Genomic DNA, 13,488 nt, shown 5'->3' on the forward strand with positions numbered 1-13,488 from the left:
ATAACAAATATATAGAAATTATTGAAAAACAATAATTTTATTTAAAAATCACATATAAAAAATCCCCAGTACTATTTTTAGTGTTGGGGATTTTACATTCAAGGATGGGCCTTTACTTTTCTTGTAGCCAGTGTTTTTTGAGCTTACGAGCTTTTTTACCTGCGTTTTCATCGGTAGCGATGGTGTAGGTAGGATCTGCGCTTACTGTTAGATTTGTGGTTGCCTCGTTACCAAAACGTTTATAAGTCACTGCAATCGTTTGACCTACAGTGAGCTTTTTAACTAGCGCATTATAGGCATCTACAGTCGTTATCGCTGCTCCATCTATTGCAGTTATAAGATCTCCTTTATTAAGCTTTGCAGCATATGCAGGCGAGCCTTTTGAAGTTGGGCTTGCAATACGTAATCCGCTTTCAGAGGCGTTTACACGTAGTCCTAGATAAGGCTTGTTTTTGTCTTGTGTCATTGTAAGTCCCGCATTTGATAGTAGGTTTTGATAATCTGGCATTTGACTATCATAAATGTATTGAGAGAAGAACGCTTTTGCGAAAGCGTCACCCGCATAACCAGAGAGTACATTTTCAAGATCTTGAATACTGTATGAGACCTCCTTTTTTCCAAACTGATTCCACACCGCTTTAAAATAGTCATCTAGATTAAGCCCTTGCTGGCGCAGTGAGAGGTCAAGTGCTAGACCCAGCACACTTCCATAAGAGTAGTATGAGATAAAGGTGTTGTTTCTATTTACAGGATCTACAGAGGTCGCGGCATCTACAAAAGGTGCCTGGTAGCTCATCTCAATCGGGTTAAAATAATCGCGGGCAGGCGAGTTCCATACATAGTTGAATGTTCGGTTGAGTCCTTTTACATAATCTTCACTGGTGATAACGCCTGCGCGAGCAAGAATTAAGTTAGTGTAGTAGCTTGTAAAACCTTCGGCAAACCATAGGGATCCACTCATATTTGCTGCAGTAAAGTCAAAGGGCTCGAGATCTGCTGGGCGTATGCGCTCGACATTCCACGAGTGAAAAAACTCGTGAGAAACCGTTCCTATATTGCCTTCCATACCACCAGCTGCTAGTGATTCTCTATCGGTAAGTATCGTACTGTTGCGATGTTCCATTCCATCACCAGATACGTGAGGAGCGTAACAGGCAAGGAAGGTGTACTCGCCAAAATCATAGGCAGGCAACTCTCCAAACACTTCTTTTTGTGCAAGAACAATGGCTTTTGCCTTTTTCCAATAGGCGTCAAAATCTTCTGCACTGTCATCACTATGCAATGCAAAGCGTATGTTTTTACCATCTACCATAAACTCTCGTAACTGGTAATCACTTACCTCTGTAGGGCTGTCAAAAAAGTATTGTAAATCTGGTGCTGTAAATGTTGTTTGTGAGACTTTTTTGAGTTGGCTTGCAACTTTCCAGTTTAAGTCTCTCCTTACATTAAAGTCTATCTTGATAGGTCGATGCTCTTCTCCCTCCATAAACATAAATGTAGCGGGCATATTGAGGTGTGCGTGTGACTCATCTATTTGTGAGTACGTACCATCTGCCCTATTTGCAAAGAGTGTGTAGGATACGTTTATTTCTCCATCGTGATTTTTAATCTCCCAAGAGTATGGATCTGGTCTAGTTGCCTCTAGTACTTCTCCTTTACTGTTTGTTGCCTTAAAGTCAAAGACATTTTTTGCAAACTCGTGTATAGCATAACGTCCCGGTGATGATCTACTCATACGTACGGTAACGGTCTTCTGTTTAAGTTCTGGGAAGGTGATAGCAATGCTAGCCTCGTGATGTACGGCATTCTCAAAGGAGATGCTGTACTCATTAGTTTGAGCGATACAAAAGGAGCTTAAGAGTAATGCAATAAGAAGTAATCTCATAAAGGAAAGTTTAGATTTTAAAAGTAAGAAACTAACGGCACTTCTATCCCTACAAAATGTCACATTGGTGAAGTATCTTTACCATATGTTACCAAAAAAATTACAGAAAAAACTAGATGCTCGAAAAGCTACGCAAGCACTACGAGTACTCACGCCTCCAGCAAATCTCGTTGACTTCTCGTCAAACGATTATTTAGGGTTTTCTAGTAATAGTAGCATCGCCCAGAAAATTACAGCACGCGCTCAGGCTATATTGCAAGAAGAGCAGCTCAGTGCAAATGGAGCTACAGGGAGCAGATTGCTGTCTGGTAATCACAAGCTATACGCTCGCACGGAGGAGATACTAGCAGATTTTCATAAAGCTGAGACCGCACTTGTTTTTAATAGTGGGTATGATGCAAACGTGGGCTTCTTTCAGAGTGTGCCGCAGCGCGGGGATCTTATACTCTACGATGAGTATATACACGCTAGTATACGAGATGGTGTACAGATGAGCCCAGCTAGAGGCTTTAAGTTTAAGCATAACGATATCGCCAGTATAAAAAAGCTGGTCTCTAGGTTGCGAGAGATGCATCACCTAGATGATCAAGAAGGTGCCATCGAGCTATACCTTGTGACCGAGTCTGTTTTTTCTATGGATGGTGATACGCCAGACCTTCTTGCTATTGCAGAAATCTGTAAAAAAAATGGCATACACCTCATTATAGATGAAGCGCACGCAACCGCTGTGTTGGGACCTCAAGGCACCGGACTCGTACAAGAACTCCATCTAGAAGATAAAGTTTTTGCACGCATTATAACCTTTGGTAAAGGGATGGGTGCGCACGGAGCCGCGATTTTAGGTAGTGAGGCTTTGAGGAGCTATCTGGTAAATTTTGCACGCTCTTTTATTTATACTACTGGGCTGCCTCCACACTCACTTGCGATTATATTAAGTGCTTATGAGCAATTGTTAGAACCTACAAATGAGGATGCGCCAGAGGTTGTGAACTTGCGCAAGCTTATAAATCATTTTAAGGCCGAAGTACAAAGACTAGCTCTAGGTAAGCTCTTTATAGATAGTGACTCTGCCATACATTGTGGTGTGATACGTGGTAATGATGCGGTAAAGACGCTTTCGCGAAAGCTAAAAGAAAACAACTTTAACGTCAAGCCTATTTTATCGCCCACAGTGCCTCAAGGTCAAGAGCGCCTGCGTATTTGTTTGCACGCATATAACAGCAAAAATGAAGTTACTGAACTTCTAGAATTAATAAAAAGCCAATTATAGCATTAAACAAACTCTGTCATTAAAGAGCTTTGTTGAACTACAAAAGAATATAGGATGAAAGATAAACAAGCTACATATTTCATTACAGGGATTTCTACAGATGTGGGGAAGACAGTTGCTGCAGCCATTGTTACAGAGGCCTTGCAGGCAGATTACTGGAAGCCTGTGCAAGCTGGAGATCTTGATAATAGTGATACTCACAAAGTCAAGCGATTAGTTAGAAATGAAATATCGCAATATCACGATAACAGTTTTGCTTTACAGACGCCTATGAGTCCGCACGCGGCTGCTGCTATAGATAATGTAACCGTTACCGTAGATAAAATCAAAAGACCTGAAACCACAAATTCGCTTGTAATTGAGGGTGCAGGCGGCTTACTGGTCCCTATAAATGAAACCGAAACCATTGCAGATGTAATAAACCCTACAGATAAAGTGATTGTAGTATCGCGTCATTACCTAGGAAGTATCAATCACACATTGATGACTATTGAATTACTCAAGGCACGTAATTTTGAGATAGGTGGTATTATATTTTCTGGAGATGAGCATCCTACCACAGAGTCTATAATTAAGAAAATGAGTGGAGCAACCGTAATAGGTCGTATTGATGAAGAACCCTACTTTGATGAAAATGTTATTGCAGAGTATGCAGAGCGCTTTCGCGAAAGCTTAGAAAACTTATAAAGACAATTTATAACCCGACTATGAAAAAATTCTATCTACTCTTAGCCTTATGTTTTTGTGTTAGCCACTTAATTGGTCAAAATATTAAAATGGTTACTAGCTATTCATCCCCAAACAAAGAGATTTCAGATTTGCTACAATTTGAGAATATTGATTACTATGGTGTGAATTTTATAGGAGAAGATATTAGCACTCAAGATTATATTTTAATTGCCAAAGAAATGTGGAATGGCAAACTAAAGACTGTTGATACTCTAGTTAATACGGCCAAGTATACAATGAGACCCAATGAAAAAAGTGATACATTAAAGTTGAAAGTATTAGCTAAAAAAACATTTGAGCCAAAATTAAAATTATCATTCAAATTCCCTGGAATGGTTTTGACTAGAAAATTTGATGCAATACAATCTGATAATTATAGTTTGAGAGATATTGGTGTGAAGGAGCAAATTTCATTCAATGAGAATTTTTATGCTTTTGCATATATTTTACCTTATGAGAAGGATGGTATGTTGTTTTGGTGTGCAGTTGATGATAGTGGTAAAGATGTCGAAAGCTGGGGTTCAGAATTTGGAATTGAACATTATATAATCTTTGAAATGAAATTCTTGAAAGACTAGTTTGAGTTATACTTTCGCGAAAGCGTAATAAATCTCTAGACTATTTTTAAATCCTTTCTAACTAAGAAGGCTATTACCTTAACTAACTTTGCACTAAACTTATAATTGTGACTATACTAGAAAAAGACAGCAAGCACCTCTGGCACCCACTCACGCAGCATCAAACGGCGAGAAATCCTATTGTAATTACACGCGCAAAAGGAGCCGTGATGTATGATGATGCTGGTAATGAGTATATAGATGGTATTGCATCTTGGTATACCGCAATGTATGGTCACGGTAATGAGTACATCACTAGCGCGATGCATAAACAAATGCAGCATTTGGATTTTGTAATGTTCAGCGGGTTTACGCATCCGCCAGCAGTTACCCTTGCCGAAAAGTTGGTAGAAATTTTACCAGGAAACCAAGAGAAGGTGTTTTTTAATGATAACGGCTCTACAGCAGTAGAGGCGGCTATCAAAATGTCACTACAGTATTATCACAACAAAGGAGATAAAAGAGACACGCTTATCGCTTTTGAAGACGGTTTTCACGGCGATACCTTTGGGGCGATGAGCGCCTCGGGATTGAGTTCGTATAACGGTCCTTTTGAAGATTTTTTACTTAAAGTAGAACGTATCCCAACTCCGCAAGATGATAACCTTGACGAAGTAATGGCTATGCTAGAGGGGATACTTGCATCAAATAAATGTGCGGCTTTTATTTTTGAGCCATTAGTACAAGGTGCTGCTGGGATGAAGTTCCACTCGGTTGCGGGTCTTGATGCGCTTGTAAAAAAATGCCGTGAGGCAAATGTACTCACCATTGCAGATGAGATTATGACCGGTTTTGGAAAAACGGGAACCGTCTTTGCCTGTGACCAGTTAGATAATAAGCCAGATATAATGTGCCTCAGTAAGGCACTTACTGCGGGAATGTTTCCGCTTAGTATCACAAGTTGTACTCAGGAAATCTTTGAAGGCTTTTTAAGTGAGGAAGTACATAAAGGGTTTTTTCACGCACATACCTTTAGTGCGCATCCCGTAGGTTGCGCTGCCGCTATTGCAGGAATTGAAGTGCTGCAAACCGAAGAAATCACAAAAAGTAGAGAGCGTATTAACGCTGCTCATACGGCATTTGCACAAACGGTAAAAGCACATCATAAAGTGAATAGTGTGCGAGTAAAAGGTGTTGTAATCGCCATAGATCTTACTATAGAGATGGCACGCTATGGCAACCTGCGTGACGAGCTCTACCAGTTTTTTATGCAACGAGGCGTCGCACTTAGGCCGCTAGGTAATACCATTTATGTACTACCGCCTTATGTAATTACAGATAAAGAGCTGGCCAAAGTATATAGCGCAATACAAGAAGCGCTAGATCATTTCTAGTTGTCTTCTAGCAGTAGTGGCGCTAGGTCAATCACTTGGTCACTGTCATCTATAGTGACATTATAAACCTCATACACTTTCTCATCATCCTCACCACTAGTGATGATATGTATGACGCCAGTTCCGTTAGGGCCTTTTATGGGTGTTGTCGCATTAGTTCTTTTTTCTCCATTATTAAAAGAGATATTAAAACTCCCAAAACCGTCACTTTCTATAGGTTCTCCTAGTACAGCAATCACTTCTTGGTTAGATTGTACTTGAGCTAGCGCCTCATCACTTCCAGAAGCTGTTTTGATTTTATTTGCAAAAGCAAAGACGCCACCTACTATTAATATGACTCCTATTACGACTATAGAGAGGCATCCTCCTACGGGTACAGCCCATTTCCAGTTGCGTTTCCACCAGCTAGGCTTCTCTATAAGTTCATTTTGATTATCCATTGTTATTGATTTTTAGATAGGTAACAGTTGTGAGGTAAAAGTTACACTTCTTTTTAAGAAAACTCAAAAATAGATGGGGTACGCTTTCGCGAAATTGTACTTTTGTAAATCCAATTTTAAACAAACTTATACTTTGAAAACTCCTATAGCTATAACCGGTCTAGGTTCTATCTCTCCATTAGGTTCAAATGCTGAAGAGCAGTGGAACGCATACCAAGAAACAACTACAAAAATTGCTTGGGAAGAAGAGCTAGAAGCATTTACTGCAAGGTTAACACCAGAGGGCCAAAAAGCTATTCAGGCTATACGTCGAGAAGATAAAAACTATTTAAGAATTGATCCATCTGTACTATATGCTCTTTATGCAGGTAGAATTGCTGTAGCGCAAGCAGGGTGGAAAGATGGAGATTTTGGTATAAACGTAGGTTCTTCAAGAGGTGCAACACAACTTTTTGAAAAGTTTTTTGAAACTTATAAGGAGCGCAACATCGTTCCTACACAGGCATCACCATCTACTACGCTAGGTAATATTTCATCTTGGCTAGCAAACGATTTAAAATCTACTGGACCAGACATATCGCACTCTATAACGTGCAGTACTGCTTTGCACGCTTTATTAAATGGCGTGGCGTGGTTACAATCTGGAATGGCAAAAAAATTCTTAGTAGGAGGTTCTGAGGCGGCACTTACACCGTTTACCATTGCACAAATAAGAGCAATGAAACTTACACCTACAGAAGAGGGTACGAGTGCATATCCTAATATGGCACTTAACCTCTTTAAAAAGAAAAACACAATGGTGCTAGGAGAAGCTGCAGCAGTAGCTTGTCTTGAGTTAGGAAAAAAGAAAAACGCACTTGCATATGTAACTGCAGTGGGGTATGCTACAGAGATGCTAGACCACGCAGTATCTATATCTGACGAGGGTCTTTGCTTCCAGAAATCTATGAAAATGGCACTGGGCAAAACAGATCTTTCTGAGATAGATGCTATTGTAATGCACGCACCAGGTACACTTAAGGGCGATACCTCTGAGATGGGCGCTGTAAAAGCCGTTTTTGGTGAAGAGTTACCTATGCTTACTACAAACAAGTGGAAAATAGGCCACACCTTTGGCGCAAGTGGTTTGTTAAGTTTAGAGCTCGCTATAAATATGCTGCAAGAGCAACGTTTTATAGGTGTTCCATACCTCAAGGATAAAACAAAAGATCAAGCTCTTAACAAGATTCTTGTAAACGCTGTAGGTTTTGGAGGTAATGCCGTGAGTATTATCGTAGAGAAAGCTTAGGGTAGTATCACGCTTTCGGGAAAGCGTACCAAAAGAACTTTTAACACATAAAATTATACCAGTACTGGCTACATTTTTTTAAAAACTTAGTAATAGCCATTTACTTGCTTAAGACTATTTCATATTTTTACGTTATGACAGAAATAAGACACAACTGGACCAAAGAGGAAATACTCGCTATTTATAATAAACCTATGATGACGCTTTTATATGAAGCGGCAACTACCCATCGCGAGCATCACGATCCAAATACGGTACAAGTTTCTACCCTTTTATCTATAAAAACTGGTGGATGTCCAGAAGACTGTGGGTACTGCCCGCAAGCGGCAAGATACCATACAGATATAGAAGGTAATGACCTTATGTCTGTACAACAAGTAAAAGCACAGGCTTTACGAGCAAAGGCGTCTGGAAGCTCACGCGTATGTATGGGAGCAGCCTGGCGTAATGTAAAAGACGGACCAGAATTTGATAACGTACTAGAGATGGTACGTACCATAAACAAGCTAGATATGGAAGTGTGCTGTACCTTAGGTATGGTGACAGAAAACCAAGCAGAGCGTCTTGCAGAGGCTGGATTATATGCATACAATCACAACCTTGATACCTCAGAAGATTATTATAAAGATGTCATTTCTACGAGAGCTTTTGAAGATCGTCTAGATACGATTTCTAACGTGCGTAAAACTAATGTGACCGTATGTTCGGGAGGAATCATAGGTATGGGAGAAGCTGTAGAAGATAGAGCAGGGATGCTTGCAGCACTTGCAAAGCTTGACCCACAGCCAGAGTCTACGCCTATTAATGCACTAGTGGCAGTACCAGGTACACCTATGGAAGATATAGATCCTATATCTATCTGGGAGATGATACGTATGGTTGCAACTACAAGAATAGTATTACCACAAACGCAGGTGAGACTATCTGCAGGAAGAACAGAGATGAGTAGAGAAGGACAGGCTATGTGCTTCTTTGCAGGAGCAAACTCCATCTTTGCTGGTGATAAACTACTTACTACACCTAATCCAGATGTAAATGAGGATATGAAAATGTTTGATCTATTAGGTCTTACTCCTCAAAAGCCTTTTGTTAAAAAAGCGCAACCAGAATCTGTAGAAGCAGTAGATTCTAAGTTTGAATCACTTGGAGAAAAACCAAAATGGTCACGCCCAGGACACAAAATAGAGCGCAACGAAGAGGCAAAACTTGCCGGAAAAGCGCTTAAGTAGGCAGAACCATATTTGAAGTAATATCGTAGATATACGCGAGAGTATATCACAAAACACTAACTCCCTTCTGGGAGTTAGTGTTTTGTGGTACTATAGCTTTACATAATTTAAGGTCATCTTATATGCAGTTACAAGAAATCACAAGAGTACATACTATAACCAAAAAGGAATTTTTACGTGATTACGTAAAGCCTCAGAAACCCGTGGTTATAGAGCACCTTATAGATGACTGGAAGGCTTATGATAAATGGAATCTCGCCTATATAAAAGATATAGCTGGAGATAAGGAGGTGCCGCTCTATGATGATAGACCCGTAAAACACGACGAGGGTTTTAACCAAGCACACGCTACAATGAGTATGAGTGCCTATGTAGACTTACTCAAAAAGGAGCCTACTAACTATCGCATTTTTCTGTATAACTTAATGAAAGAAGTTCCTTCATTAAAAGAAGATTTTAAGTTTCCAAAAATAGGTTTAAGATTGCTCAAGCAAATACCTATGCTGTTTTTTGGTGGAGAGGGGAGCAAAGTCTTTATGCATCACGATATAGACTGGGCAAATATCTTACACTTTCACTTTGAGGGTAAAAAGCAATGTGTGTTATTTCCTCCTAGTGAGACGCCACATCTTTACAAAGTACCTTACTCCCTCATCACCCGCGAGGATATCAACTTTGATGATCCAGATTATGATAAGTTTCCAAATCTTAAAAAGGCAAAAGGTTTCATTTGCCATCTTAATCACGGCGAGACACTGTATATGCCAGAAGGATACTGGCACTATATGAAATATGAAACTCCTGGATTTAGTATGAGTTTACGTGCGCTTCCGCGAAAAATGTCTAACCTCAGGAAAGCACTATACAATGTGTTCTATATGCGTCACTATGATAACTTTATGAGACGCCGAAAAGGACAGGCGTGGATAGATGAAAAAAATGAGCGAGCAATGAGCAACTAAAAGTGGTGTTGTATCTCTTTATAAATGGCTGTGTGTCATACTAAATCTTAAAATAACACTAACATATTACAATGACTTAACATTGAAAGTGTTTTTTATCTATTATAATAATCATTATGTCGATAATTTTTCATTTTTTCAAGCTAAGTTGTATTGGGAATAATGTTTTTTTGATATTTGCTTCATACCCAACCCCTAGAATACCCTATAATGAAAAGAGTCCTCTTAATAGATGACGACAAAGCTGTAAATTTTTTTAATGAACGAGTTGTTGTAGGCCACTCGGAATTTGAACATGTCAAAACAGTACAGAGCGGAAAAGATGGTTTGTTATTTTTAGATCAAGTTGTATCTGGAGAAGAAGTCAAGCCAGACATCATATTTTTAGATATTAATATGCCCGCTATGAATGGCTGGGAGTTTCTAGATCACTATGAGCAACTCAATGCTGATTTTAGAAGCGACATTCAAGTTATTATCCTTTCTAGTTCATCAAATCCAGAGCACGTCAAGAAATCTATAGTAAATTATAAAGTGAGAGATTTCATAAATAAGCCACTTTCTTTTAACATACTCGACGGTGTTTTGAAAACCGTAAATGACACTTCTTTCAGGTCACAAGAAATAAATAAACTCAACTTTGAAGTATAAAGCCTTATTAATAGACGACAGTAAGCCTGTTTCATATTTTAACAAAGTTGTATTAGAGAGATCAAATAAATTTTCTTCGATAGAATTAGCTAGTAATGGACTAGAAGCTGTCAGCATACTTGATAGCGGTTATACTGCAGATGTGATTTTTTTAGATATTAATATGCCTGTGATGAACGGCTGGCAATTTTTAGAACATTACCAGCAAAGAGTATTAAACCAAACACCTATAATCTTACTGCTTGCAACAATGCCTAGACAAGCAGAACAAGATAAACTTGCAAGCTATCCTTTTGTAAAAGGTGTTAAGAAAAAAATGTTATCTCAAGAGATGCTAGAAGAGGTAATTGATCATATGATTTTAGTTTAAATATTCTGTAATGTCACGGTATAACAAGTTATTATTCTTACTATTTATTTTTGTAAGCGCGCTAAGTTTTGGTCAGACTAGAGCAAAGATTGCGGGTGTTGTAACAGATAGTTATGGTGTTCTTCCTGGGGCACTTGTGTCTATAGAAGGCTACAATAAATCTACAAAAACAGACATTGATGGCGCATTTTCTTTTGAAGTAGATGAAGGAGAATACATTCTATCTGCAAGTTTTGTAATGTATAACGTGCAGTACAGTACTGTGGTCGTAAAGGCGGGAGAAACAAAGGAGATAAATTTTAAACTTGAAACCGGTTTTTCGGCAGATGAGCCTATTTCTCTCGGTACTAGATCAGACCCAGTCTCTTCATTTCAGAACACAGCCTCTGTAGATATTATTTCGCCTCAGCAAATTACAAACTCTTCTCAAATAGAGTTAAGTCAAATTTTACATTATCTAGCACCATCTTTTCATTCAACACATCAAACCATAGCAGATGGTACAGATCATATAGATCCTGCAACTTTAAGGGGTCTAGGCACAGATCAAGTACTTGTTTTAATAAATGGTAAGAGGAGACATAACAGCTCACTTCTTAATGTAAATGGTACGATAGGTCGAGGTGCTGTGGGAACAGATTTTAATGCCATACCAGTAAGTGCTATTGAAAGAGTGGAGATCCTTAGAGACGGGGCTACCTCACAATACGGATCTGATGCTATTGCTGGAGTAATTAATATCGTATTAAAGAAACAGACTAATGCTATCACACTTGATAATTTGGTGAAAATTAATCAAGAGGGCGATGGTCTCACTCAGTTTGCGGGAGCAAATTTTGGGATGAAAATAGGTGAAGAAGGCTTTTTGAACCTAACAGGGGAGTACCGAAAAAGAGAGGCTACAAACCGAGCAGGTAATTATACAGGTAGTGTCTATGTAGATAACCCAGAAGAAGATGCTAACCTCATTGAACAGAATGATTTTTATAATCAAACAGGTTATTCAGATAGACAGGTAATGCAAATAGGAAATGCAGAGACCCAAAATCTTGCAATCCATTTTAATGGTGAGATTAAAGTGTCAGACAGTGCTCAGGTATATCTTAATGGAGGAAGAAATTATAGAGAAGGTAAAAGTGCTGGTTTTTATAGATTCCCAAAAGATCAGGATCGTGTGATAACAGATTTATTTGCTAATGGATTTTCACCTCAAATACTTACAGATATTCAAGATGATGCGGTTACATTAGGTATCAAAGGAGTTAAGCGTGAGTGGACTATAGACTTTAGCCACTCTATAGGCAAAAACTCTCTAGATTATACGGTAAATAATTCAAACAATGCATCAATGGGGGTAGCATCACCCACTACTTTTTATGCTGGAGGGTTTTTATACAGTCAGAATACATCAAACATTGATCTTTCTAAATCCTTTGACTGGCGTTCTGGACTTAACTTTTCTTTTGGAGCAGAGCTTCGAGTAGAAAATTACCAGATAGGAGCGGGAGAAGAAGCCTCCTATATAGATGGAGGTAGCGTTTTTATAAATCAAGACGGAGAAGAAATACCGCGAATAGCAGGAGCGCAGGTTTTCCCAGGAATTCAACCAGACAATGAGCTTAATAAATTTAGAACTAATAGTTCTTTTTATGTGGACGTAGAGGCAAATGTGACAGACCAGTGGTTAGTACAAGGAGCAGCAAGAAATGAAAATTATAACAACTTCGGGAATCAAATTATATGGAAACTAGCCTCACGTTATAAGGTATATGAAAACACAAGTATAAGAGGAGGTGTTGCGACAGGCTTTAGAGCCCCATCGCTACATCAAGTGTTTTTTCAAAATATAAGTACTCAGTTTATTGATGGTGATATTGTACAAGTGGGTACGTTTAATAACGAGAGTGCACTTACTGCCCAAGCTTTTAACGTAGATAAATTAAGACCAGAGCTGTCTAATCACTACAGTGCTGGTCTAAGTAGTAAGATAAATGCAAACCTTTCTGTATCTCTAGACTACTATTATATTTCTATAAAAGATAGAATTGTTCTTTCTGGTAGAATTGCAGAGGGTTATGAGAATATTCTTGATCCTTTTGGAGTAGGAGCAGCTCAGTTCTTTACAAATGCTATAGACACAAAAACCTCAGGTTTTGATGCCTCTGTTGTATTTAAAAAATCTCTAGGGTTAGGTAATATAGAAAGTTCTCTAGGCTTCAACGTAAACAATACTAAAGTAGGGAGCGACATTAGAGTTCCAGAGGCTTTTGAGGGAGCAGAGGAGGTGATTTTTAATAGAGAAGAGATAGGAAGGTTAGAAAAAGGGCAGCCTAGCTATAAACTTAGTTTTAGAAATTTTTATGACATCCAAAAATTTAGGATACAACTTAATAACACACTATTCGGACCGGTAGAATATTTTCATCCAGAAGATGCAAATCCAGAAAACTGGGTTGTAAATGACTTCACGGGCACCATAGAGTCTAGAGATCAAAAATTTTCTCCCAAGATAATTACAGATCTATCTGTCGACTATCAGTTTAGTTCAAGGGTGAGAGCTGCTATAGGTGGCAACAATATCTTAAATGTGTATCCAGATAAACATACACACTCTTCAAATACTGGTAATGGTAATTTTGTTTATAGTAGAAGGGTTGGCCAGTTTGGGGTACAAGGAGCAAACTATTTTGTAAAGGTAGCTATCAAGCTGTAG

At 38.8% G+C, this 13,488-nt stretch carries 12 protein-coding genes; 10 read left to right on the plus strand and 2 right to left on the minus strand.

What is annotated here, in order from left to right; translation table 11 throughout:
• Positions 1 to 112 precede the first annotated feature (112 nt).
• A complete protein-coding gene (locus tag ACJJVM_RS09045; RefSeq protein WP_405211472.1) occupies positions 113 to 1,885 on the minus strand; it encodes a M61 family metallopeptidase in 1,773 nt (590 codons plus the stop codon).
• An 85-nt stretch (positions 1,886 to 1,970) separates the two neighbouring features.
• Between ACJJVM_RS09045 and ACJJVM_RS09050 the strand changes: the two genes are divergently transcribed.
• The 4 genes from ACJJVM_RS09050 to bioA all read left to right on the plus strand — a co-directional run bounded on the left by ACJJVM_RS09050 (position 1,971) and on the right by bioA (position 5,835).
• Complete coding sequence (locus ACJJVM_RS09050; protein ID WP_405211473.1) at positions 1,971 to 3,155, plus strand: aminotransferase class I/II-fold pyridoxal phosphate-dependent enzyme; 1,185 nt, start codon at positions 1,971 to 1,973, stop codon at positions 3,153 to 3,155.
• Between the two features lie 54 nt (positions 3,156 to 3,209).
• The gene (bioD, locus tag ACJJVM_RS09055) at positions 3,210 to 3,842 is read left to right on the plus strand and encodes a dethiobiotin synthase (protein WP_405211474.1); all 633 of its coding nucleotides are present in this window, start codon (positions 3,210 to 3,212) and stop codon (positions 3,840 to 3,842) included.
• Positions 3,843 to 3,862: 20 nt separating this feature from the next.
• Complete coding sequence (locus ACJJVM_RS09060; RefSeq protein WP_405211475.1) at positions 3,863 to 4,462, plus strand: hypothetical protein; 600 nt, start codon at positions 3,863 to 3,865, stop codon at positions 4,460 to 4,462.
• Between the two features lie 107 nt (positions 4,463 to 4,569).
• Entirely contained in the window at positions 4,570 to 5,835 is a 1,266-nt protein-coding gene (gene bioA / locus ACJJVM_RS09065) for an adenosylmethionine--8-amino-7-oxononanoate transaminase (RefSeq protein WP_405211476.1), read from the plus strand.
• On the opposite strand, the gene ACJJVM_RS09070 is transcribed toward bioA, so the two are convergent.
• Entirely contained in the window at positions 5,832 to 6,275 is a 444-nt protein-coding gene (locus ACJJVM_RS09070) for a cytochrome c oxidase assembly factor Coa1 family protein (protein ID WP_035334805.1), read from the minus strand. The two genes, bioA and ACJJVM_RS09070, sit on opposite strands and share 4 nt — an antisense overlap.
• 133 nt (positions 6,276 to 6,408) lie before the next feature.
• On the opposite strand from ACJJVM_RS09070, the gene ACJJVM_RS09075 reads away from it, so the two are divergent.
• From ACJJVM_RS09075 to ACJJVM_RS09100, 6 genes are all read left to right on the plus strand, one after another.
• Positions 6,409 to 7,563: a beta-ketoacyl synthase N-terminal-like domain-containing protein gene (locus tag ACJJVM_RS09075; RefSeq protein ID WP_035334804.1), complete on the plus strand. Its 1,155-nt coding sequence runs from the start codon at positions 6,409 to 6,411 to the stop codon at positions 7,561 to 7,563.
• 134 nt (positions 7,564 to 7,697) lie between these two features.
• Complete coding sequence (bioB, locus tag ACJJVM_RS09080; protein ID WP_035334803.1) at positions 7,698 to 8,792, plus strand: biotin synthase BioB; 1,095 nt, start codon at positions 7,698 to 7,700, stop codon at positions 8,790 to 8,792.
• Between the two features lie 122 nt (positions 8,793 to 8,914).
• A complete protein-coding gene (locus tag ACJJVM_RS09085) occupies positions 8,915 to 9,754 on the plus strand; it encodes a cupin-like domain-containing protein (RefSeq protein WP_405211477.1) in 840 nt (279 codons plus the stop codon).
• A gap of 210 nt (positions 9,755 to 9,964) precedes the next feature.
• Positions 9,965 to 10,405: a response regulator gene (locus ACJJVM_RS09090; protein WP_298349148.1), complete on the plus strand. Its 441-nt coding sequence runs from the start codon at positions 9,965 to 9,967 to the stop codon at positions 10,403 to 10,405.
• Complete coding sequence (locus ACJJVM_RS09095; protein ID WP_299151083.1) at positions 10,395 to 10,775, plus strand: response regulator; 381 nt, start codon at positions 10,395 to 10,397, stop codon at positions 10,773 to 10,775. The genes ACJJVM_RS09090 and ACJJVM_RS09095 overlap by 11 nt, the downstream gene beginning before the upstream one ends.
• Positions 10,776 to 10,785: 10 nt before the next feature.
• A complete protein-coding gene (locus tag ACJJVM_RS09100; protein ID WP_405211478.1) occupies positions 10,786 to 13,488 on the plus strand; it encodes a TonB-dependent receptor domain-containing protein in 2,703 nt (900 codons plus the stop codon).

It is taken from the genome of Dokdonia sp. Asnod2-E02 (genome assembly GCF_045063915.1).
Classification (GTDB): domain Bacteria; phylum Bacteroidota; class Bacteroidia; order Flavobacteriales; family Flavobacteriaceae; genus Dokdonia.